The sequence below is a fragment of the Marinobacterium sp. BA1 genome (genome assembly GCF_041155135.1).
Taxonomy (GTDB): domain Bacteria; phylum Pseudomonadota; class Gammaproteobacteria; order Pseudomonadales; family Balneatricaceae; genus Marinobacterium; species Marinobacterium iners.
Genome location: NZ_BAAFHC010000001.1, coordinates 2,120,915 through 2,143,830, shown reverse-complemented (window position 1 = coordinate 2,143,830; position 22,916 = coordinate 2,120,915). Strand labels below are relative to the sequence as shown.

At 56.1% G+C, this 22,916-nt stretch carries 23 protein-coding genes; 9 read left to right on the top strand and 14 right to left on the bottom strand.

What is annotated here, in order from left to right:
- Positions 1-53: 53 nt before the first annotated feature.
- From hpaD to hpaH, 9 genes are all read right to left on the bottom strand, one after another.
- Positions 54-905, bottom strand: a complete 852-nt coding sequence (gene hpaD / locus ACAM29_RS10400) for a 3,4-dihydroxyphenylacetate 2,3-dioxygenase (RefSeq protein ID WP_091827997.1) — start codon at positions 903-905, stop codon at positions 54-56.
- A 196-nt stretch (positions 906-1,101) separates the two neighbouring features.
- The gene (gene hpaR / locus ACAM29_RS10395; RefSeq protein ID WP_354410454.1) at positions 1,102-1,524 is read right to left on the bottom strand and encodes a homoprotocatechuate degradation operon regulator HpaR; all 423 of its coding nucleotides are present in this window, start codon (positions 1,522-1,524) and stop codon (positions 1,102-1,104) included.
- Between the two features lie 41 nt (positions 1,525-1,565).
- Positions 1,566-2,891: a hypothetical protein gene (locus tag ACAM29_RS10390; RefSeq protein ID WP_369624072.1), complete on the bottom strand. Its 1,326-nt coding sequence runs from the start codon at positions 2,889-2,891 to the stop codon at positions 1,566-1,568.
- 42 nt (positions 2,892-2,933) lie between these two features.
- The gene (hpaA, locus tag ACAM29_RS10385; protein ID WP_369624071.1) at positions 2,934-3,839 is read right to left on the bottom strand and encodes a 4-hydroxyphenylacetate catabolism regulatory protein HpaA; all 906 of its coding nucleotides are present in this window, start codon (positions 3,837-3,839) and stop codon (positions 2,934-2,936) included.
- An 83-nt stretch (positions 3,840-3,922) separates the two neighbouring features.
- Positions 3,923-5,458 (bottom strand): 5-carboxymethyl-2-hydroxymuconate semialdehyde dehydrogenase, encoded by a 1,536-nt coding sequence (gene hpaE / locus ACAM29_RS10380; RefSeq protein WP_369624070.1) that lies wholly within the window; start codon positions 5,456-5,458, stop codon positions 3,923-3,925.
- 18 nt (positions 5,459-5,476) lie between these two features.
- Positions 5,477-6,259 carry a fumarylacetoacetate hydrolase family protein gene (locus ACAM29_RS10375; protein ID WP_369624069.1) on the bottom strand — a complete coding sequence of 261 codons (783 nt, stop codon included), beginning with the start codon at positions 6,257-6,259 and terminating at the stop codon, positions 5,477-5,479.
- A 3-nt stretch (positions 6,260-6,262) separates the two neighbouring features.
- The gene (locus tag ACAM29_RS10370) at positions 6,263-6,931 is read right to left on the bottom strand and encodes a fumarylacetoacetate hydrolase family protein (protein WP_369624068.1); all 669 of its coding nucleotides are present in this window, start codon (positions 6,929-6,931) and stop codon (positions 6,263-6,265) included.
- Positions 6,932-6,960: 29 nt separating this feature from the next.
- Positions 6,961-7,767 (bottom strand): 4-hydroxy-2-oxoheptanedioate aldolase, encoded by an 807-nt coding sequence (hpaI, locus tag ACAM29_RS10365; protein WP_369624067.1) that lies wholly within the window; start codon positions 7,765-7,767, stop codon positions 6,961-6,963.
- Positions 7,768-7,792: 25 nt separating this feature from the next.
- Positions 7,793-8,596 (bottom strand): 2-oxo-hept-4-ene-1,7-dioate hydratase, encoded by an 804-nt coding sequence (hpaH, locus tag ACAM29_RS10360; protein WP_206839944.1) that lies wholly within the window; start codon positions 8,594-8,596, stop codon positions 7,793-7,795.
- A gap of 377 nt (positions 8,597-8,973) precedes the next feature.
- On the opposite strand from hpaH, the gene ACAM29_RS10355 reads away from it, so the two are divergent.
- The 9 genes from ACAM29_RS10355 to ACAM29_RS10315 all read left to right on the top strand — a co-directional run bounded on the left by ACAM29_RS10355 (position 8,974) and on the right by ACAM29_RS10315 (position 18,013).
- The gene (locus ACAM29_RS10355; RefSeq protein WP_091827985.1) at positions 8,974-9,363 is read left to right on the top strand and encodes a 5-carboxymethyl-2-hydroxymuconate Delta-isomerase; all 390 of its coding nucleotides are present in this window, start codon (positions 8,974-8,976) and stop codon (positions 9,361-9,363) included.
- A 125-nt stretch (positions 9,364-9,488) separates the two neighbouring features.
- Positions 9,489-10,529 (top strand): TRAP transporter substrate-binding protein, encoded by a 1,041-nt coding sequence (locus tag ACAM29_RS10350; protein WP_369624066.1) that lies wholly within the window; start codon positions 9,489-9,491, stop codon positions 10,527-10,529.
- A 3-nt stretch (positions 10,530-10,532) separates the two neighbouring features.
- The gene (locus tag ACAM29_RS10345; RefSeq protein ID WP_091827983.1) at positions 10,533-11,048 is read left to right on the top strand and encodes a TRAP transporter small permease; all 516 of its coding nucleotides are present in this window, start codon (positions 10,533-10,535) and stop codon (positions 11,046-11,048) included.
- 23 nt (positions 11,049-11,071) lie between these two features.
- The gene (locus tag ACAM29_RS10340) at positions 11,072-12,400 is read left to right on the top strand and encodes a TRAP transporter large permease (RefSeq protein ID WP_369624065.1); all 1,329 of its coding nucleotides are present in this window, start codon (positions 11,072-11,074) and stop codon (positions 12,398-12,400) included.
- 289 nt (positions 12,401-12,689) lie between these two features.
- A complete protein-coding gene (locus ACAM29_RS10335) occupies positions 12,690-13,733 on the top strand; it encodes a TRAP transporter substrate-binding protein (RefSeq protein ID WP_369624064.1) in 1,044 nt (347 codons plus the stop codon).
- Between the two features lie 3 nt (positions 13,734-13,736).
- Positions 13,737-14,252: a TRAP transporter small permease gene (locus ACAM29_RS10330; protein ID WP_369624063.1), complete on the top strand. Its 516-nt coding sequence runs from the start codon at positions 13,737-13,739 to the stop codon at positions 14,250-14,252.
- Between the two features lie 23 nt (positions 14,253-14,275).
- Positions 14,276-15,604: a TRAP transporter large permease gene (locus ACAM29_RS10325; RefSeq protein WP_369624062.1), complete on the top strand. Its 1,329-nt coding sequence runs from the start codon at positions 14,276-14,278 to the stop codon at positions 15,602-15,604.
- A gap of 48 nt (positions 15,605-15,652) precedes the next feature.
- Positions 15,653-16,147, top strand: a complete 495-nt coding sequence (locus ACAM29_RS10320; RefSeq protein ID WP_369624061.1) for a universal stress protein — start codon at positions 15,653-15,655, stop codon at positions 16,145-16,147.
- 111 nt (positions 16,148-16,258) lie between these two features.
- Positions 16,259-18,013 carry a SulP family inorganic anion transporter gene (locus ACAM29_RS10315; protein ID WP_369624060.1) on the top strand — a complete coding sequence of 585 codons (1,755 nt, stop codon included), beginning with the start codon at positions 16,259-16,261 and terminating at the stop codon, positions 18,011-18,013.
- A 35-nt stretch (positions 18,014-18,048) separates the two neighbouring features.
- Here ACAM29_RS10315 and ACAM29_RS10310 read toward each other — a convergent pair whose 3' ends face one another.
- The 5 genes from ACAM29_RS10310 to ACAM29_RS10290 all read right to left on the bottom strand — a co-directional run bounded on the left by ACAM29_RS10310 (position 18,049) and on the right by ACAM29_RS10290 (position 22,844).
- Entirely contained in the window at positions 18,049-18,909 is an 861-nt protein-coding gene (locus ACAM29_RS10310; protein ID WP_206839958.1) for an alpha/beta fold hydrolase, read from the bottom strand.
- 69 nt (positions 18,910-18,978) lie between these two features.
- Entirely contained in the window at positions 18,979-19,530 is a 552-nt protein-coding gene (locus ACAM29_RS10305) for a flavin reductase family protein (protein WP_369624059.1), read from the bottom strand.
- A 57-nt stretch (positions 19,531-19,587) separates the two neighbouring features.
- A complete protein-coding gene (locus tag ACAM29_RS10300; protein WP_206839961.1) occupies positions 19,588-20,784 on the bottom strand; it encodes an acyl-CoA dehydrogenase family protein in 1,197 nt (398 codons plus the stop codon).
- 46 nt (positions 20,785-20,830) lie between these two features.
- On the bottom strand, positions 20,831-21,769 hold the full coding sequence (locus ACAM29_RS10295; RefSeq protein WP_369624058.1) for a 3-carboxyethylcatechol 2,3-dioxygenase: 939 nt from the start codon (positions 21,767-21,769) through the stop codon (positions 20,831-20,833).
- A gap of 265 nt (positions 21,770-22,034) precedes the next feature.
- Positions 22,035-22,844 (bottom strand): DNA-binding transcriptional regulator, encoded by an 810-nt coding sequence (locus ACAM29_RS10290; RefSeq protein WP_369624057.1) that lies wholly within the window; start codon positions 22,842-22,844, stop codon positions 22,035-22,037.
- Positions 22,845-22,916 lie beyond the last annotated feature (72 nt).

Below are 22,916 nucleotides of genomic sequence, written 5' to 3'. Positions count from 1 at the left end.
GAGAACTGGCTGAATCGACCGCCGGGGAGGTGAAACCCCGGCGGATGTGTAACTTACTGTACCGGGAAAATAACGTTGGCCTGGCCGGTACCGGAGCTTGGGAAGTACTCGCCGATCAACTCGCCCTTGCCGGTGTACTTGTCCCAGCCGAGGGCACCGAACAGCATGGCAGTATCGTGCATGCCGCCTTCACCTGAGCAGTGCTGGGCATACTCGGGCAGCATCTTCAGGAAGGTATCGATTTCCCCGTTCTGCCACAGCTCCAGCACGCGCAGATCGACCTGACGGTTGAATTCGCGTGAAATGGTGAAGGTGCCATTGTTCGCTTCGTAGAGCTCGTTTTCCCAGATCTTGTGTGACAGGGAGCCGGAAGCCAGCAGCAGGACCTTGCAGTCGCTTTCCTTGACCGCTTCGGCGATCGCCTCACCCAGCTTGCGAGAGTCCTGCAGGTTGTGAACGGTACAGAAGGCCGCAACAGATACGATCGGCATATCACCGGGCTCCATGAAGTGCATGGGCACCAGTGTGCCGTACTCAAGGTCCAGCGTTTCAACCTGGTGGGAGAGGGTGAAAACACCTTTTTCGGTGGCCTTGGCCGCAATCGCATCGCCCAGCGCCGGGTTGCCCTTGTACTCATATTCCAGGTTCTGGATGAAGTGCGGGAACTCGTGGCTGGTGAACTTGCCCTTGAATACCGGGTTGCTGTTGATGTGATAACCGGCGTTGATCAGCCAGTGGGTATCCAGCACCACAACCGTGTCGGCACCCATTTCACGCGCACGGCGCATGATCTCACGGTGACCGTCGATTGCCTGCTGGCGGCAGCCCTGAAGTTTGCCCGGCTGCTCTGACAGCAGCATGGTCGGTACGTGAGTCACTTTTGCAGCTAATACGATTTCGCCCATGGTTAACACCTTCTTTATTGTGGGACATGCCCGGCATGATCGAGGTTTTTTTGCGCCGCGATCAAGGTTTTTGCAGGTGCGAAAACCCGGGCTGTCTTTCGTTAACATGTTAAGTAATGCTAGTTAACATATTATCTAAAGTCAACGGCCGTCCAAAAGGGGCGGCGCGTTCAACCTTGAAGATTATTGACGGGTGTCAGGGTTTAATCTGGCAGAGCTGATTCAGCAGCTTGTCCAGCTGCTCCATGTTCTCTTTGGAGAACTGCTCGGTGATCTGCTGGTAGCAGGCTTCCAGTGAGGGACTAATGCTGTCGAACATCTGCTTGGCCTTGTCGGTCAGGCTGATCAGCACGCGGCGCTGATCTTCCGGCGAGCGGCGGCGCTGAATGTAATCCTGCTGCTCCAGCCGGCTGATGATGCCGGTAAGGCTGGGGCTGAGTATGCAGCATAGGTCTGCCAGTTGTTTGGACTCAAGTTCACCGTGTTCATCCAGGGCACGAATCACGCGCCACTGCTGTTCGGTAAGCGGAATCTCCTGCAGCACAGGGCGGAAGAAGCTCATGGTCACTTCACGCGCCTTCAGCAGTTTCAGGGGGATGGAGTCTTCGTATTTGCGCATCAGTGTCTCATTACCTGTTGTTCGTATCGGCTGCAGGATGGTCACCGGACCCCCATATACTGCATTAAGTACATCAGCAGGCTGGCCGCGACCAGCATCATCACTGAATAGTTCAGGTTGTTTCTCAGCAAGCTGCGCGCCGGGCAGGCAAAACGCGCCTGAAGAATAAAGTTTACCCCGCTGAAGGTGCTGCCGGACATGGAAGCCGATGTGGCCACTATATAGGCGATCGCCATCAGTGTCGGGGCCGTGGTGACATCAGCCAGTAGACCGGCGCAGATCGCCACCAGCGCGAACTGGTGAATGCCCAGGTAGGCAAGCACCACGATCGAGATCATCACCATCGATGCCACCGTCGCATCGGTGTGGGTGAATGGCAGATCGATCAGCCCGACAGCAATGCATGCCTTGACCCCGGCCGCAAGAAAGCCTGCACTTAGAAAGAGTGATATTTCGGCGCGAGTGTCCGCCAGGCGTTGGGTGATATGCTCAATCACCCGGGATGTCGCCTGTAACGGGCCGCGGCGTAGCGTCAGCAGCATCAGTGGTGTCAGTATCGCCAGCAATGACACAGCACCCACGGTTGGCAACTGTGGCCAAATCCATGCAGCGAGCAGGATTGTACTGATCAGGCACAGCGGGAGCAACAGGGTGCCCAGTGTCATGGGGAAGCCTGAATAGTGGTGATATTCGTCGTTATGTCGATGGCGCACGTCCAGAAAAGTGAGCAACAGGCCGATCACTGCCAGTGCGGCCGAGAACGGATAGATACTGTAGAGTTCGGCACCGGGCACCTGCTCAAGCACCAGCGGAAGTATGCTCAAAAAGGGTGACCACATGATCGCAAGGCTGAAGCCGCGTGCCAGAATGATCTGTGATAACGGGCTAAGTGTTCCTTTGCGCTTGATCTGCTCGCCCACCAGCAGCATGGATGAAAAGTTGGCCACGGACGAAAACAGGTGCATCCCGCCGAGCGTGAGCAGAAAGCTTCGCGGACCGGGTGAGTCGGTGGCCGGTGCCAGTTGTGTACTGAGGCGGATGAAGTTCACGGCCGCCAGCAGCATCGCAAGTTTGAGGTGCTCGCCCAGCAAGTCAATCAATTGTGCATCAGAGCCCTGGCTCCACGCCCAGCCGGTAAAGGCCGCTCCAATGGCACAGAGTACGCTGATCTGAATGCGTTGCTTGCGGTTCAGGCGCAGGTATTCGAGCAGCACAAAGGCCCAGGCCGTGAGTGTTGCCGGCAGGGCTAGCACGGCCAGGTCGAAAGTGTCGATCAATGCCATGACCAAAGTGGCAAAGATCAGCAGGCCTGAAAGGGTGTCTATGGCGACTCCGGAGCGTTCACCGGCTGTTGGGTTCTGTTGCATGGCAGCATTTTATTAATGTATTAACTAACAGTCCAGCGGGTGTTACTGCTGTTCGCTCCGATAACGCTGAGCGGTGACGCCGGTATGGCGCTTGAAAAAGCGGGAAAAATAGGCAGGATCAGAAAATCCCAGTTGATAGCAGATGTCACTGCTGGATAGATTGCTGAAGGTAAGCAGCCGTTTGGTTTCCTGAATTATGCGGTCGTGGATCAGCTTTTTGGGGGAGCGGTTGGAGACACGTTGACAGATCTGGTGCAGCCGACTTTCTGAAATACCCAACCGGTCGGTGTACTCCGGCAGGTGCCAGTGCTCACGGTAGTGTCCTTCGATCAGGTCTGAGAAGCGTCGAAAGATCTGCAGATCATCGTTGTTGACGGTGGTGCTTTCCGCCTCCTTGGCTGACAGACGACTGATTTGAATCAGTAAAAGCCTTACCAGAGTATGCAACGCCAGCCGTTTGGCCGGGTGCTCTCTGAACCATTCCACCTTGAGGTTGCGGAACGTCTGGGTAATCAATGGCCACTGGGTACGCTGCCTGGGTTCCAGTTCGGCACGCACAATACAGATACCATGGTTCAGCTCGGTATCCATCTCCTGCTGCAAACCATCCTTGAGCAGCTGCCAGACAATGGACTGATGGATCGTTAGTACGTGGCCGCAGGCTTCGGGTTCGGTCAGAAAGGAATGGGGGACGGAGGGGGGGGTCAAAATCAGACTGGGGCCCTGTGCGTGGTAGATTTTGTCATCGATATGGAAGCTGATCTCGCCTCGGTCGATGTAGTGAATCTGCAGGTATTGGGCGTGACGATGTACCGGCATGTCGCGGCCGAAGAATACGGCCAGATTTTCCAGCACGTCATAATGGATCGGCGCGTCGATGTATCGACGGTCGTAATCCTGTCCCAGGATGATGTTGGGAATCCATTCGCTGTGATCGCTGGCGCTCATAGGGCGACTATAGCAGATATGATGTCGGAGGGAGGCGGCTCTGCCGGGGCCCGAAGGTACCGGCAGAGCCGTATCGACAAGGCTTAGCGTTTGCCGAGTGTCGGTACGCGGTGAGTACCGTGCGCGATGCAGACGTTCTTGGTTTCCATATAGAAGTCGAAGCTCCAGTCACCGCCGTCACGGCCGATACCGGACATCTTGATACCACCGAACGGAGACGGCAGGTTACGGTTGTTTTCGGAGTTCACCCACAGCATGCCGGCTTCGACGTGCTTGGCCATGCGCATGGCGCGACCGGTGCTCTCGGTCCAGATATAGCCGGACAAGCCGTACTGGGTATCGTTGGCAATGGCGATCGCTTCCTCTTCGGTATCGAAGGTGATGGCGGTCAGTACCGGGCCAAAGATCTCTTCCTGGGCGATGCGCATCTTGTTGTCAGCGCCAGTGAACAGGGTCGGTTCAACATAGTTGCCGGCCGGGTCCAGTTCAGCCTTGGCATCGGTGATGCGTTTGCCGCCAACAGCGATGTTGGCACCATCTTCCTTGGCGATATCGAAGTAGCTCAGCACCTTGTTGAAGTGTTCGGTGGCGACCAGCGGGCCCACTTCGGTTTCAGGGTCAAGCGAGTGACCTACGCGCAGGTTGCGTACACGCTGCTCCAGCGCCGCGATGAACTTGTCGCGGATGCCGCTCTGAATCAGCAGGCGGCTGGAAGAGGTGCAACGCTGACCGTTCAGGCTGTAGATCATGAACACAACAGCGTCCAGGGAGCGTTCGAAGTCGGCATCGTCAAATACGATAACCGGGTTTTTGCCGCCCAGTTCGAAGTGCATGCGTTTCAGCGTGTCAGCACCCTGGCGCATGATGTGTGAACCTGTAGCGGACTCGCCCACCAGAGCCACGGCCTTGATTGCCGGGTGTTCGGTCATGCGTTTGCCAACGCCTTCACCGAAGCCGTTAACCATGTTCCATACGCCCTTGGGCAGCACTTCATCGGCGATTTCAGCCAGGATGTAGGCGCTCAGCGGGGTCAGTTCAGCAGGCTTGTGTACCACGGTGCAGCCTGCGGCCAGTGCCGGGGCGATTTTCCAGGTGGACAGCATGAACGGCGTGTTCCACGGTGTGATGATGCCGACCGGGCCGATCGCCTTGCGGATGGTGTAGTTGGTGTGCTCGTCCTGATGCAGCGCCAGGCCGTTCTGCGCTTCCGGTGCCTTGTCGGCGAAGAAGCGGAAGTTGGCGGCACCGCGCAGGGCGGCCTGCTTCATGAAGCGGATCGCCTGACCGCAGTCCATGGACTCAACCAGTGCGATTTCGTCGGCACGCTCGACCAGACGGTCGGCAAACTTGTTCAGCAGACGCTTGCGCTCGGCGCCCGGAGTGTTGGACCAGGCTTCGAAGGCGTCTTCAGCGGCCTGACAGGCGGCGTCCATGTCGGCAACGGAGCCGGCCATGACCTTGCCGATGGAGCTGTTGTCGGTCGGCGTGTAGTTGTCGTATTCCTTGCCGCCGTTACCTAGGGTGAATTCACCGTTGATGTAGTGGCCGGTGGTGTTGTTCTTGAAGCGCTCCAGGTATTTTTGGGCGCGTTCCAGATTGGTTGCCAGTGTATCGCTCATTCTAGTCTCCTGAAGCTCTTAGTATTTGTCGCCGTAGTATTCCTGCTCGCTGACCATGCGGGTCTCGAGGGAGCAGACATTTTCGATGCTGCAGACGATGGTGTCGCCGGGCTGGCAGTCAACGATGCCGTGCGGCGTGCCGGTGCAGATCATGTCACCCGGGTTCAGGGTCATGACCTTGCTCAGGTATTCGATCACGAAGGGCACGTCAAAGATCATGTCCTTGGTGCTGCCGTCCTGAGTCAGTTTGCCATTGACCGTGGTGGTCAGTTTCAGCGCGTTGGCGTTGGGAATATCCGCAGTATCAACGATCCAGGGGCCCATCGGCAGCAGAGAGTCACGGCTCTTCACGCGCAGGTTCGGACGGTAGTAGTTTTCCAGATAGTCGCGGATCGCGAAGTCGTTGCAGACGGTGTAACCGGCAACGTAGTCCAGCGCATCTTCACGCTTGATGTTCTTGCCAGTCTTGCCGATGACCGCAACCAGTTCACACTCGTAGTGCTGGTACTCGATACAGTCGGGACGGTAGCTCACCTGCTTGTGGCCGGTCAGCGTGTTGGCATGCTTGATGAAGATCAGCGGCTCTTTCGGCGGCTCGAACGCCAGTTCAGTCGCGTGATCGGCATAGTTGATGCCCAGCGCGAAAATGGTACCCGGTTCTTTTACCGGCGGCAGCCAAGTGATCTGGTCAGAATCCAGCGCCACGTTCAGCACTTCACCTTCTGATGTGGTGATGCGATCGTTGGCGTCAATGTCGATGTCCAGCTCGCGGCCGTCAAATACGATACGTGCGTGTCTCATGGCTCAGGCACCTCCCAGCGTGTTGTTCAGGGTGCCGACACCCTCGATGCTTGCTTCTACCTTGTCACCCTTGGTAACGGCAACGCGATCACCGGCGAAGCCGACTGCGATGATTTCGCCTGCCTGCAGGGTCATGATGCGTGAAATGATGCTGATCAGCTCGGCAACACTGCGCTCCATGTTGGCCAGCTCGAAGCTGCTTTTCTGCTCGCCGTTAACGCTGACAGTCACAGTCAGGGCGTCCGGGTTGGCGATCTTGTCAACGGCAACGATTTCAGGACCTACAGGTGCAGATGCGTCCAGGCACTTGCCCTTGATGTCGGGGCGGTAATAGCTCTGTTCTGGCAGGGAGTAGTCGGCCACGACAGTGTAGCCGCCGACGTATTGCAGCGCTTCTTCAGCGGATACACGGCAGGTTTCCTTGCCGATCACCACGCCGAGGCTGGCGCCGACAACCATTTCGGCAACGTCGTTGCCGTCGAAGTCCTTGGCCCACTCGACTTCAGCACCGTCAACACTCCAGGTATTGCGCGGCTTGTAATACAGAACCGGTTGAGTCGGCGGCTTTTTGTAGGGGGCGTCGTTGAATGTGGCGTCCAGAGCAGCCAGCTGCGCCTTGTCGTTCAGGGTGACACAGACCAGCTTACTGTTGACCAGAGTGTTTGCAGTCATGATTAACCTTCTCGTGTTATGACCGGCAATTAATAGCCGGCCTGAGGTTTTTCGTCTTCAACCGGAGCGCCCTGTTTGAAGCGCTGTGCCAGCTTGCGGGTTTCGTTGGCCAGAATCATGGTGTCGACACCGACACCCACGAAGTTGGCACCCTGCTGGACATAGGTCTCTGCCAGGGACGGGTCCAGGCAGAGCAGACCGGCATACTTGCCGGCATCGCGAATCTTGTTCAGGCCCTTGTTGATGGTCTCGACCACCACCGGGTTACCGGCATCACCGATGTAGCCCATGGAGGCAGACAGGTCGGACGGGCCGATGAATACGCCATCGACACCTTCTACTTTCAGAATGGAGTCCAGATTCTGCATGGCGCTTGCGGTCTCCACCTGTACGATCAGGCAGATTTCATCGTTGGCCTTTTTCAAGTAACCCGGCACCTGGTTCCAGCGTGCGGCGCGGGCCAGGGAAGTGCCCAAGCCACGAATGCCCTGTGGCGGATATCGTACCGCTTGTACCAGCTGGGCCGCCTGCTCGGCGGTTTCAACCATCGGCACCAGCAGTGTCTGTACGCCGATGTCGAGCAGCTGCTTGATCAGAGCGGTATTGCCTTCAACGCAGCGCACGATCGGTGCGGTGTCATAAGGTGCGATCGCCTGTAGGTGGCTCATGATGGTGCGCAGATCGAAAGGTGCATGCTCACCATCGATCAGCAGCCAGTCGAAACCGGCAACGGCGGCGATTTCAGCCGCGCTGTTGTCCGGCAGACCCAGCCACAGGCCGTACTGGGTTTCGCCGGTGGCCAGACCCTGCTTGAAGCGGTTTTTCGGCAGTTCCATACTGCGATCTCCTGTCGGCACAAGCTTATTCGAAGTGCAGTGTCACACCGCCCAGAGAGCCGAAATCGGCGTGAACGGTATCGCCGGCCTTGACCGGTACCGGACGGGTAAAGGAACCGGACAGAATCACCTGACCAGGCTCCAGGCCAATACCGTGCGGTGCAAAACGCTTGCATACCCAGGTGATCCCTTTAAGCGGGTTGCCCAGTACGCCGCCGGCAAGGCCGGTTTCTTCGATCTGACCATTCAGGTACAGCATGCAACCGGCCCAGCGCAGATCGATGTCCATCGGCTTGATAGGGCGTCCGCCCATGACGATGCCGGCGTTGGCTGCATTGTCGGAAATGGTGTCATACACCTTTCGAGTGTAGCCGGTTTCCGGGTCGGTACGCAGGCAGCGAGCGGCAATCAGTTCCAGTGACGGGATGACGTAGTCTGTGGCGTTGATAACATCAAAGATGGTGACGTTCTCGCCGAACAGCGGCTTGTTCAGAACAAAAGCGAGTTCCACTTCGATACGCGGGTCGAGGAAATCGGATGCCTTGATGGTGGCGCCGTCATCAAACAACATGTCGTCCAGCAACACGCCATAGTCTGGCTCGTCGATGTTGGAGGACATTTGCATGGCGCGAGAGGTCAGGCCGATTTTGTAACCGATCACCTTGCGTCCTTCACTGATCTTGCGATCAACCCAGGCTTTCTGCACGGCATAGGCGTCAGCCATGTTCATATCGGGGTGGTCCAGTGTGAGCGCCGGGATCTGCTTGCGGTTGACTTCGGCTTCATACAGACGATCGGCCGCGGCCTGGATCTGCTCTTTATTCAACATGCTCGGATGCACCTTTCTTGTTGTCCGGTTTGTTCGCGCTCTGTGCCATGTTTTTCTGCACAGGTTATCTGAAATTCATTTTAGTTAAGATGTTAAGTAAGTCAATACCTCACGCTGATTCGTGCCATTGTGCGGTGCACAGAGTGAACCTCATGGCAACTTGTCCACACAGGCATAACGCTATCTGCGACAATGTCAGGCCGATTTTTAGCGGATCTATTCTTGTGCACGGCGCGCCCAAAAGCTGTGCAGGTGTCACTGTCATCGTATTGACAAAAGTTAATATGTTAATTAGATTCCGCCTGTTTGGCCGTAGTGCCGGGACTTCCATGTGGTCCGGTTCTGCAGGCGCATCCATCATCTGGAGGAGTGGAGCCATGCCCCATTTTATCGTTGAGTATTCTGGCAACCTGCACGATCGACTGGAATTCCAGGAACTGTTCAAGGCGCTGCATGAATATGTGGTGTCCACCGGACACTTTCCGCTGGGTGGCGTGCGCAGCCGTGCCATTCGCTGTAACGATTTTCGGGTGGCTGACGGTCGTGAGGACTTTGCGTTCCTGAACCTGAACCTGAAGATCGGACATGGCCGAGATATGGCGCTGAAGCAGGAGGTTGCGGAAAACGTCTTTCGTATTTTGTGCGATTGGATGAAACCGATCACCGACAACAGTTACTGCCAGATTTCGTTTGAAATGACTGAGCTTGACCCTGTGCTCAAGTTCAATAAGAACAATATTCACGCCCTGTTTGCCGCCAAATCCTGAGCGGCAGCCGGCGAATACATAACAAGCGTGGCCAGAGCGGAGCACCGTATCAGGCCCGATATTGGCTGGATAAACGGCCTTTAAACCACTTCCGAGCAACAGACTTTAGATTCAGGAGACAGACCATGAAAACCTTTTTCAAGTCGCTGGTGGGCGCTGCTGCCCTGACACTGGGGATGGCTGCATCAGCGAGCGCATCCGCAGAAACGACACTGGTAGTCGGTACCTGGCAGCCGCCGGGCAACCCGATGAACACCATTGTGTGGCCGACTTGGGCCGAGTGGGTTGAGGAGGCGACCGAAGGGCGTGTCAAGGTCAAGATCGAGCAGGATCTCGGACATCCCAAGACTTACTTCCAGCTGGTTGAAGATGGCGTCATCAACGCGGGCTGGAGTTATCACGGCTATGTGCCGGGTCGCTTCAAGCTGCCGATCGCCGTTGAACAGCCGGGGCTGGGTGTCAGCGCCGAGGCGGCATCTGTTGCGCTGTGGCGTGTGCAGGAAAAATATTTCGCCGATGCAGGCGAGTTTGAAGGCCTGACGCTGCTGGCCATGCTGACGCATGGTCCTGGTCAGATTCACTCCATCGACCCGATCAACAGCCTGGCTGACCTGAAGGGCAAAAAAATCCGCATCGGTGGCGGTGTGCAGACCGAAATCGGTGAGCGCATCGGCATCACCCCTGTTGCAGCCCCTGGCTCCAAGGTCTATGAAATGATGCAGCAGGGTGTTATCGATGGTGTGTTCATGCCGGTAACCGAGCAGAAAGCGCTGCGTTTGACTGAAGTGGCACCGAACCTGACCGTGCTGCCGGGTGGCATGTATTTGGGCAGCTTCTCCATGTTCATCGACCCTTACTTCCTGGAAGAGCTGGACCCGAAAGATGCCGAAGCCATTATGAGCGTATCCGGTGAAAAACTGTCTGCTTTGGCCGGTCGTGCCTGGGATGAGGCAGATAAAGAGGGCTTTGAAGCGGCCCGTGCAGCCGGTGTAACGATCAAGAATCTGACAGCCGACTCTGCTTTGGTACAAGAGTTCAATGAGTTGATCAAGGGTATGGACGACGCCTGGATCGAGAGTGTTTCCGACCGTGGTGTTGATGCCCGTGCCGCTCTGGAAGAGTTGCGCAGTATCGCACGCGAGTACGAAGCTCAGAAGCAGGAGTGATCCATGTCCGTAAGTGCCTGGATTAAGGAGCACTACGACGAGAAGGGGCCAGCCTTGTGGTTGGCCTTTTTCCTCGAAGCAGTGGCTTCCCTCGTTCTGTTTATTCTGATGGCATTGACCTGTGTCGATGTCATAGGCCGTTACCTGTTCAACAGCCCGCTGCACGGCGGTACCGAGCTGACCGAGATCGGTCTGGCGGTGATGGTGTTCGCTGCAATGCCGGTAGTGACTTGGCGCGGGGGCCACATTGTGGTCGATCTGCTGGATCGCTTTCTGGGATCGGTGATTGTAAAGGTGCTGGCGCTGTTTGCCGCGTTGGTGATGTCCTCTTCACTGTATTTTCTGGCCTGGCGCATTTTCGAACTGGGTGAGCGTTCGATTGGGCGTGGAGTCGTGACCGAGTTTCTGGGGATGCCCAGCGGTTACGTGGTGATGTACATCGCCGTGATGAGCTGGGCCACCGCGTTCGGCATGATCACCTATGGCGTGTATCGCATCCTGTTCCAGGATAAACACTAACCAGAACCGGTACGGGTAGAATTATGTCAGTTATCTTGATCGGCTTTGCCGTTCTGCTTTTTCTGATCATTGTGGTGCGGATGCCGATCGCATTCGCCATGGGTCTGGTCGGTTTTTTTGGTTTTTCGGCCTTGATGGGGCTGGAATTTGGAAATCTGGACAGCTTCCGCTGGACTGGTCCGCTGTCGATGGCCTCCAACCGTGTGGTCGACACCGTACAGGAATACAGCCTGTCGGTGATTCCGCTGTTCATTCTGATGGGTAACCTGGTGACTCGCTCGGGCCTGTCCCAAGAGCTGTATCAGGTATCCAACGCCTTCCTTGGGCACCGTAAGGGTGGCCTGGCGATGGCAACGGTAGTTGCTTGTGGTGGCTTCTCGGCCATCTGTGGCTCAAGCTTGGCAACCTCGGCCACCATGTCCAAGGTAGCCATGCCCTCCATGCGCAAATTTGGCTACGCCGATTCACTGGCGGCGGCGTCCATTGCGGCAGGTGGTTCTCTGGGTATTTTGATTCCTCCCAGCGTAATTCTGGTGATCTACGGCCTGCTGACGGAGTCCTCCATCCGTGAACTGTTTGCGGCCGGTTTTATCCCCGGTATCCTGGGTATCCTGCTGTATCTGGTGGCTGTACGCTATGTCGTATGGCGCAACCCCAAAGCGGGTCCTCCCGGTGAACGTACGTCCTGGAAAGATCGCATGATCGCCATGCAAGGTGTCTGGGGTGTGTTGGTGCTGTTCGCCGTTGTGATGGGTGGTATCTATCTGGGCGTGTTCACGCCGACCGAAGCGGCCGGTATCGGTGCTGGCGGTGCTTTCCTGATTGCACTGTTTCGTGGTCGTCTGACCCTTACCAACCTGTTCGACACCCTAGCGGATACGGCCCGTACCTCGGCTATGCTGTTCGCAGTTGTAATTGGGGCGCTGATCTTCTCCGACTTCATCAACCGTGCCGGCCTGCCGGACATGTTGCTGAACTTCGTGACCTCCATGGATGTGGCACCGATCGTAGTGATCTTTGCCATCATGGGCATCTACGTGGTGCTGGGCATGGTGTTCGAAAGTTTGTCGATGATGCTGCTGACGGTGCCGGTGTTCTATCCGGTTGTCGCTTCAATGGGCTTTGACCTGGTGTGGTTCGGCATCGTCGTGGTAGTTGTGACCGAGATCAGTCTTATCACGCCTCCAGTGGGTATGAACGTGTTTGTCTTGAGTGCTGTGGTGCGGGATATTAAAACAGGAACTATATTCAAGGGCGTGACACCGTTCTGGATAGCGGACATTGTGCGTCTGATTCTGATCATTTTCATCCCGTCCATTGCGCTTATCCTGCCAGAGGTACTGTACCGCTGAAGCAGATCACTGACCCAGGGATGGGTTGGTGAAAGTGTTACGCATATTACACTTGTCTGGCCGGCAAACTGTCTGTAGTTTCAGACGTGGACCGTGACCAAACGATATCGGCTCTGCAGCAGCACTTCCGTTGACTGCTACTGGCACTGAAGCAAAAATGCTGGATAACTTTTGTGTTGAAAGTGACAACAGCTATTTGCTTAAAACGATAAAATGATACAATAATTGTGAATAAACTATACTTATAAGTATCACAACGCGTATAACCACAACAAGCAGGAGCAATACCATGATTAAAACAATAAAATTTGCCACCAAAGCTGCAGCACTGGCTGTGGGTCTGTCTGCATCAGCCAATGTGCTGGCAGCTGATACCACGCTGATCGTAGGTACCTGGCTGCCGCCGACAGCGGTACAGAACGCTGTTGTATGGCCGACCTGGGCCAAGTGGGTTGAAGAAGCCACTGAAGGTCGTGTCGAAGTCAAGATTGAGTATGATGTGGGTCACCCGAAAACCTATTTCCAGCTGGTTGAAGACGGCGTTATCGATGCAGGCTTCAGCTACCATGGTTATGTACCGGGCCGTTTCAAGCTGCCAATCGCGGCTGAACAGCCGGGCATGGGCGTAGGCGCCGAAGCTGCCTCTGTTGCCCTGTGGAACGTACAACAGAAATACTTCGACAAAGCGAATGAATTTGAAGGTCTTGAGCTGCTGGGCATGTTTACTCATGGTCCGGGCCAGCTGATGACCACTTCTCCGATCAATAGCATCGGTGAACTTAAGGGCAAGAAAATCCGCATCGGTGGTGGCGTTCAAGCCGAGATCGGTGAGCGCATGGGCATTGCCCCGGTTGCAGCTCCGGCCACCAAAGTGTACGAGATGATGCAGCAGGGTGTTATCGATGGAGCACTGCTGCCCCTGGGCGAGCAGAAGGCCCAGCGTCTTGCTGAAGTGACCAATACCCTGAATGTGATCCCGGGCGGCATGTACCTGGGTACTTTCTCCATGTTCATCAACCCGGATTTCCTGGCTGATCTGGACCCGAAAGATCGCGAAGCGATCATGAGCGTATCGGGCGAAAAGCTTTCTGCACTGGCCGGTCAGGCATGGGAACAGGCGGACATCGATGGTTTGGCGTTTGCACGTGAACAGGGTGTAAATGTTATCGAGCATGATGAGTCTTCTGCATTCGTGCAGCAGTTCAACCAGCTGGCAGAAGGCATGGATCAGGTTTGGATCGACAGCGTTTCCGACCGTGATGTAGATGCCGCCGCCGCACTGGCTGAACTGCGCAAGATCGCACGCGAGTACGAAGCTCAGAAGCAGGAGTGATCCATGTCCGTAAGTGCCTGGGTTAAAAAGCACTACGACGAGAAGGGGCCGGCCTTGTGGCTGGCCTTTTTTCTTGAGGTCGTAGCGTCTGTTGTGCTGTTTATTCTGATGGCGTTGACCTGTGTCGATGTGGTTGGTCGTTATGTATTCAACAGCCCGCTGCACGGCGGTACCGAGCTGACCGAGATCGGTTTGGCGGTGATGGTGTTCGCTGCAATGCCGGTGGTGACCTGGCGCGGGGGCCACATTGTGGTCGATCTGCTGGATCGCTTTCTGGGATCGGTGATTGTAAAGGTGCTGGCGCTGTTTGCCGCGTTGGTGATGTCCTCTTCACTGTATTTTCTGGCCTGGCGCATTTTCGAACTGGGTGAGCGTTCGATTGGGCGTGGAGTCGTGACCGAGTTTCTGGGGATGCCCAGCGGTTACGTGGTGATGTACATCGCCGTGATGAGCTGGGCCACCGCGTTCGGCATGATCACCTATGGCGTGTATCGCATCCTGTTCCAGGATAAACACTAACCAGAACCGGTACGGGTAGAATTATGTCAGTTATCTTGATCGGCTTTGCCGTTCTGCTTTTTCTGATCATCGTGGTGCGGATGCCGATCGCATTCGCCATGGGTCTGGTCGGTTTTTTTGGTTTTTCGGCCCTGATGGGGCTGGAGTTTGGCAATCTGGACAGCTTCCGCTGGACTGGCCCGCTGTCGATGGCCTCCAACCGCGTGATCGACACCGTACAGGAATACAGCCTGTCGGTGATTCCGCTGTTCATTCTGATGGGCAACCTGGTAACACGTTCTGGCTTGTCGCATGAGTTGTATCGGGTTTCCCATGCGTTTCTGGGGCATCGCAAGGGTGGTTTGTCGATGGCGACCATCGTGGCCTGCGGTGGTTTCTCCGCCATCTGTGGTTCCAGTCTGGCAACCTCGGCCACCATGTCCAAGGTGGCGATGCCGCCGATGCGCAAGTATGGCTATGCAGACTCGCTGGCGGCGGCCTCCATTGCGGCAGGTGGCACACTGGGTATTTTGATTCCGCCCAGCGTAATTCTGGTGATCTACGGCCTGCTGACGGAGTCCTCCATCCGTGAACTGTTTGCGGCCGGCTTTATTCCCGGCTTCCTGGGTATTCTGCTGTACTTGGCAGCGGTACGCTATGTAGTCTGGCGCAACCCCAAAGCCGGCCCTGCCGGTGAAAAGACCCCGTGGTCTGAACGACTGGTCGCGCTGAAAGGCGTCTGGGGTGTTCTGATTCTGTTCACTGTGGTGATGGGTGGCATTTATCTGGGTGTGTTCACCCCGACCGAAGCGGCTGGCATTGGTGCCGGTGGTGCCTTCCTGATCACTCTGTTCCGAGGCCGCCTGACACTGTCGACCCTGTTCGATACCCTGGCGGATACAGCCCGCACCTCGGCGATGCTGTTCGCGGTGGTGATCGGTGCATTGATCTTCTCCGACTTCATCAACCGTGCGGGTCTGCCGGACATGTTGCTGAACTTCGTGACCTCCATGGACGTTGCGCCGATCGTGGTGATCTTTGCCATCATGGGGATCTACATCGTGCTGGGCATGGTGTTCGAAAGTCTGTCGATGATGCTGCTGACGGTGCCGGTGTTCTATCCGGTTGTTGCTTCGCTTGGCTATGACCTGGTGTGGTTCGGCATCGTCGTGGTAGTTGTGACCGAGATCAGTCTTATCACGCCTCCGGTGGGCATGAACGTATTTGTGCTCAGTGCAGTGCTGCGGGATATCAAAACAGGGACTATATTCAAGGGCGTGACACCCTTCTGGATGGCGGATATCGTGCGCCTGATGCTGATTATCTTCATCCCGTCCATTGCGCTTATCCTGCCAGAGGTGCTGTACCGCTAAGGCGGTGCAGCGTCCGAACGGGTCTTTGTACCGATAAGGAGTTCAACAATGTTGCCAGATGTAAAAAAGATTCTGTACGTATCCGATCTTGAAAGTGGCTCCCGTCCGGCATTCCGCGCTGCGGTAAGCCTGTGTGGTCATTACTCCGATTCCCAGATCACCTATCTGCATGTTATCGAGTCGCTGTCGGGCACCACCCGCAGCGTGCTGAGCAACATGATGGAAAAGGAAGAGATGGATGAGCTGCTGAAAAAGGGTGTGGAACAGCTCAGTGAGAAGATTCAGGAGCGTATTGAGCGTTTCTGTGCGGATGAGCTGGAAGAGCATGAAGTCCTGAGTCTCAAGAACATTAACGCCCGTGTTGAGGAAGGTACACCCTGGAGAACCATTCTGAAGGTTGCCGATGAAATCAATGCGGATGTGATCGTGATGGGTACGCGCAAGCACAGCTCCATCGGGCAGATGCTGCTGGGCTCTACGGCAACCAAAACGCTTGGGCATTCAAAACGTCCAGTACTGGTTGTGCCTTTGGGTACTAAGTGAACAGTTACGCGATTGCAGTTAATTAAAAAATGGGGCTTATTGCCCCATTTTTGTCTCTTCCGCCCTAAGCTGCCACTATACGCATCCGAATTTTCCTGACGGGATGGTGTTATGTCCCCCTTGATCCTGAAGTTTTTGCCGTTTCTGCGCTGGCGTGGCCAAATTACACCGGACAGCTTAAAGGCCGACTTCATGGCTGGCCTGACCGGGCTGGTGCTGGTGCTGCCGCAGGCGGTGGCCTATGCCTTCATTGCCGGGCTGCCGCCTGAGTATGGCATCTATACGGCTATTGTCTCTTGCTCCGTTGCCGCGTTGTTCGGTTCATCCTGGCATCTCGTCTCGGGTCCGACGGCCGCACTCGCAATTGTTGTGATGAGCGTGATCAATGGGTTGGGCAGCCACACGCCTGAGCAGTACATCGCACTGATGATCAGTCTGACCCTGCTGACGGGGGTGATTCAGTTGGCACTGGGTGTATTCAGGCTTGGTACGCTGGTCAATTTCATATCACATACGGTGGTGATCGGTTTTACTGCTGGGGCGGCGGTTCTGATTGCCGCCAGTCAGCTCAAGCACCTGTTGGGGGTAGAGCTTGGTTCAGGGCTATCTCTTTGGCAAACCATTGAACAACTTTGGGCGCACTGGGAGTCGGTCAACCTGGTCGCGGTGCAGGCCGGGGTGATTACCATACTGGTTGCGGTAGTGGTTCGCAGCATCAATCGCCGTTTACCTTATTTGTTGCTCGGCATGGCCGCTGGCAGTCTGGCCTGCTTTCTGCTGGACAGTGATGGCAGCAGGGTGGGGTATGTGGGGGCATTGCCGGGGCAGCTACCGGTACCATCGCTGCCCGAGTTTTCCTTTGCCAGCCTAAAATCACTGGCTTCGGGGGCGCTGGCGGTCGCTTTGCTTGGGTTGATCGAAGCGGTGTCGATCGCTCGTGCGATAGCGGTGCGTTCTCAGCAGCATATTCACGGCAATCAGGAGTTGATCGGGCAGGGGATGTCGAATCTGGTAGGCAGTTTCTTCAGTTGCTTTGCCAGCACTGGCTCTTTCACCCGCTCCGGTGCCAACTACGATGCAGGAGCGCGTACGCCATTGGCAACTGTCTTTGCCTCAGTAATGCTGGCACTGGTTGTGGTGATGGCCCCGGCGATTACCGAGCGTCTGCCACTGTCGGTCATGGCGGGTTCCATTCTGCTGATTTCCTGGAATCTGATCGATTTTGGCAGTATCCGTCATATCCTCTCCAGCAGCCGCTCCGAAGCGGCGATCCTGCTGGTGACCCTGTTTTCTACCTTGCTGGTTGAGCTGGAATTCGCCATCTATATTGGTGTGCTGCTGTCGCTGGCGATCTACCTGCGGCGCACGTCTCAGCCACGTATCGTGCGTGTAGCTCCATTGCAGCAAAGTGAGCGTCGGCATATGCGCAATATTCAGCGCTACAATCTTGAAGAGTGCCCACAGCTTAAGATCATCCGGGTGGATGGATCGCTGTTTTTTGGTGCGGTGGACCATGTGCAGCAGCAGATTCGGCAGTTGACGGCGCCGGGCAGTGGGGTGCGCCATATCTTGCTGGTGGGTAAGGGAATCAACTTCATTGATGTGGCCGGTGTCGAGATGCTGCATCAGGAGATCAACCGGCTGGAGCGGTTGGGTGGAAAACTGATGATCTGCTCACTGAAGGGCACGGTAATGGATGAGCTGGAGCGCACAGGGGCACTGAAGTCATTGGGCGACGATCATTTCTATGAAACGCCCAAAACGGCGTTGGCCGATCTGATCCCAATGTTGGACCGGGATCGCTGTGACAGTTGTACGGTACGTATTTTCTCAGACTGCCCACCACCGCCACCCGAAAAGGTGTGAGCGAGGCGGGCGTTGCTGCTTGTCAGTACTGTGACTCAGTGCTGAAGGAAGTCCAGCACCATGCGGTTGAACTTGTCGGCATGTTCCCATTGAGCCCAGTGACCACACTGGTTGAAAATATGCAGCTCGGAGTTGGGAATGCCGGCAATCAGGCGCAGGCCCGTGTCCATCGGTACAAAGCGATCGTTGCGGCCCCAGATGACCAATGTTTGCTGCTTGATTTCGGGTAGGCGCGGGCTGAAGTCCGGGAACTGTTTCGGGTTGGCTTCAAGACTCTTGACGAAGTTTTCCAGATGGTCGCGGCGCTTGAGCATGTTGTCCAGACGGGCTTGGAACAGCTCTTCGGTCAGGTCGCCGGTGTCAAACACAAACACCGACATCATCTTCTTCAGGTTCTCGATGGTCGGGTCACGGTATAGACCCTGCAGCAGCTTGATCCCCTCTGCTGGCATTGGTGTGAACAGGCTGGCACCACCGGTGCCACCGCCCATCAGGACCAGCTTGCCCACACGCTCGGGGTTTTCCAGTGTGAAAGCCACGGCGCTGTGGCCCCCCATGGAGTTACCGAGGATATGGATTTTGTCCAGCCCCAGTGCATCGACGACTTCTTTAAGGGCACGGGCATTCAAATCGGAACGTGAGCTGGTGCAGACGATGGAGTCACTTTTGCTCCAGCCGGGGCAGTCGAGCAGAATGACACGGTAACCGGCGTTGACCAGCGGTTCAATATTACGGTTGAAGTTGGCCCAACCGCTGGCACCGGGGCCGGAGCCGTGCAGCATGACTACCGTTTCGCTGCCTTCGCCGCAGTCGTTGTAGTGCAGCTTGAGCGGCTGGCCATCCAGAGTAATGTCGATGAAGTGGCTGCTGTCGGCTTCAGTGATGTTGATGCTCATTTAATTCTCCAGTCTCTTAAAGCAGTACACCCCGGCATGGGCCAGGGTGAGTGTAAAACGAGGTCCGTGTTACTGCGGAATCTGCCGGAAGCCGCCGTTGAGGTAGATCATCGCTTCGCCATCTTCGCGCTCGCGCATCCCAAGCACCTCACACAGGAAGGCATGATGGGTGCTTTCGTCAAATACCTTGACCACGCGGCAATCAAAATTGGCCAGTGCACTCTGCAGTGTTGGTGCGCCAGTAGCCAGTGTATCCCATTGGCCATATTCAAAGCGGGCTTCACCCTGTACGTCCTTGATCATGCCGGCGAAGGCCTTGGCAACGTCTTCCTGCTCACCAGCCAAGACGTTGACGCAGAGGGCACCGGTTTTCAGGATCAGTTCGCTGGCATAAACGCCCTTGTTGACGAAGACAACCAGGCGAGGAGGGTCGGCGGTTACTGAGCAGACCGCCGTAGCAGTCAAACCGGCGCGTGCCTTGTCGTCACCGCTGGTAATGGTACTTACGCCCATGGCGAAGTGTCGCATGCCCCGGCAGTGTTCTTCGGCGCTGACCATCGGTTTCTCATTCAGCTCGGTGTTGGGTGTCCAGTCGAGCAACTGGTTGATGTGCTGATTCATGGCGCTATCTCTTGTTATGGATCAGAAGCCCCCGGCTTTCTGCCGGGGGCAACAGCATCAGGCCTTGACGCCAAACGGGTTGGGCTGGGGTAGCGGGTTGCCCAGCAGCTGACCGCCGAGCAGGTCACCGATGTTGTCCTGGTTCTGGGTGATATGGTTGGCACCCACCAGAATGTCGCGCATCTGACGCTGCATCGGATTGTTGAGCCAGACACCGCGGGTGGATGTCTTTTTGAAGATCATATGTGCCGCATCGAAGCAGTCACCACCGGTAAACTGGTTGGTGGCGAAGTGGCGTACACGCACATCGGTCGGCACCAGTTCGCCACGGGAAGCGTAGCTCCAGGCCTCATCGGTGTTGGAAAGCACGCGGGCTTCGGCCGCCGTGATCTTGGCGAAGGCTTCGCCCAGTTTGCCCTTGATGAACGGATCGTTGACCGCAGCTCCCACTGCCTGATTGAGGTTCTGGCGCGGCACCATATGTTCCACATACAGATCGACCATGCCACGGGCCATGCCGATGATGACGGACGATACGGCTGCGTAGAACACGAAGAAGAAGGGGACCTTATACAGGTTTTCCACATGGCCGTGGGATTCCTGGTCGTAGGCGCCGATCACGTGGCTGCGGTAAGCCGGTACGAAAACGTCCTTGATCACCAGCTTTTTGCTGCCAGTGCCGGCCAGCCCGACTACGTGCCAGTCATCAACGATCTCTTCGATCTGTTCGCGCTGGATCCAGAAGGAGCGGAATACCATCTCGCCGTTCTCCTGTACCCGACCACCTACAAAAGCACCACCTTCAGCATGGTCACAGCCGCTGGAAGTCAGCCACTCGCCGTTCAGGCGATAACCGCCTTCAACCGCATCCACAGTACCAAACGGTGCGTAGGAAGAGGAAACCAGGCGCGTATTGTCATCGCTCCACAGTTCGTCGCCCACCTGCTCAGGCAACAAACCTACCTCAAAGGGGTGGACACCCAGAACCATCACGTTCCAGGCGCTGGACGGGCAGCCGCGCGCCAGTTCGATCAGAACGCGGTTAAGCGTGTTAGGGTTCATTTCATAGCCGCCCCAGCGCTTGGGCTGCAGAATTTTGAAGAATCCGGCTTCCTGGAATGCCTGAATGGTTTCTTTCGGGACCATGCGGGCCTGCTCACAGGCATCGGCACGTTCGCGCAGCATGGGGATCATGTCGCGGGCGCGTTGTACGATCTCTTCTTCGGTCGGAATCTGGGTGACGATAGCGTTCATATCGGTCTCTCCTGAAAATATATTTTATTGTTCAGCTGTGGTCAGCTCAGGCGGGAGTGGCGCTGACCACGCCGTAGCCCGCAATCCATTCATTGATCGGTCGGTAGTAGTCCTTGCGTGCCTGGTAAGGGCCTACAGCGGCAAGTGCTGCAAAGGCGGCTACCCAAGTGCGAACTTCGTGTGTTGAGCGCCCTGCCTCTGCCGAGATCTGCTGGATATCGAACTCATCCACCTGATCCAGCTCACCGCTGAGCAGGAGTTCGATGAACGCTTCATCCCAGGCCGCATTCAGCGGAGTCTGCTGACACAGCTCGGAGCCGTAGATCTTGCCGGCAGCAATGGTGCGTGCCTCACGGGCAGCGCGGGCTTCTGGTGTCGGGTTGCGGCCACAGATCAAGAACTCCTGAACCTCGGCAGGGGACTCGGCAAGAAGAGGAACAGGCGGTTCATGCGACAGGCCGCCAGTGCCCAGAATCAGGACGCGCTTGTTCAGCCCGGCAAGGAATTGGCCAACGGCTTCACCCAGTTTGCGAATGCGACGATAGGGCACAAAGGGTGGTGCCACCGAGTTGATGATGATCGGAATCACCGGGTAACGGGTCAGGCTGCCGGTCATCTCTTCCAGGGTCTGGGTGCAGCCGTGATCCACCTGCAGGCGATGGGACAGAGAAATATCCAGATCATTGTCCATAAGGTGTTTGGTCAGCTCCAGAGCCAGTTCGGAATCCACCGACAACGTGCCTGGCAGGGTGGAGTAGTCACCGACCGATTCGGCTGCAGTAGCCACTACGAAGGGAGGCATCAGGTCGTAGAACAGACCGTTGTAGTGATCAGGGGCGAAAATCAGTATCAGCTCGGGATCGAAGGCTTCCACTTCTGCCCGGGCTTTAGTCAGGACTGCATCCACTTCAGCCACAACATCAGCACCGGGGTCGTTACGACCGCGCAGTGGAGTATGCGACAGGCATTTAAGCATGATACTCATAATCTCTTCCTGTTTTTGTTATCGGATGCAGATATTTAATAATCTGTCCGGTATTGAAAGAAATGAAACCGAAAAAATCGGTCTGCATTTAAAGCTATGTGAATAACAGGCAGGGTAATAAGACTAAGGTGGCATGTTAATATTTGAATACAAACGGCCGAGCCGATTTACCCGCTGTGTTGAAATGGATTTTGTACAGGGAGGAAAACAACATCAAGCAAAAACACACCCTGTGTGCACATAGTGAACAAGGGTGTGGACAAGATTAATCAATGACGGGGTTCAAGCGGGCTTCTATTCGACCGATCACGGACTGCATCGCTTCAAGGTATCGACGGGCTGCTTCTTCAATGGTCATGGCGTCAGCTATATAGACCAGGTTCAGGCAGCCCAATACACGATCATCATGGCGGATAGGTAGTGCAATCGCGGCAATGCGACCCTCTTCACCCCAGTCCCGGTAGTTTGAGCCGTAGCCATCCTGGCGTGTCTTGCGCACCAGTTTGTCGATGTAATTCTGATCCTGCGCCAGGCCACTCTGGCTGTCGTTGCGATTGGCCAGCAGCTGCAGAATATGTTCACGTTCCTGCTCAGGACAGTTGGCAATGTAGGCACGACCTGCTGCAGTCAGCAACATGGGCAGTCGGCGACCTACCATAGAGCGGTGGAAAGACAGTCGGCTGAAGCGGTGTGTGGTTTCACGAATTACCATCGCATCCACATCCAGTGTTGAGATATCCGTTGGCCAGACCACCTGCTGCATCAGCTCGCCCAAGAGGGGAGCAGCACATTGGGACACCCACTGTTCGTCCCTGAAACCCTCGCTCAGCTCACGCACCTTGAGTGTCAGCAGATAACTGTCATCCGATTCGCTGCGGCGCACGTATCCTTCATGCTGCAGAGTTTCAAGCAGCCGCCTCACTGTGGTGCGATGCAACCCGGTCTGTTGTGCCAGCTCGGTGATACGAGCACCGCCATCACAGCGGTTGAGACAATTGAGCAACTGCAGGCCGCGAATCAGGCCCTGAACCCGTTTGTATTCCCCGCGGGCAGGCTCGTTCTGTTGCTCGGTCATGCTCATATCTCCTGTTGATACGTTGTGCACATAGTGCACCTTGGGTGCGATTTATGTTGCTGCGTTGGAACA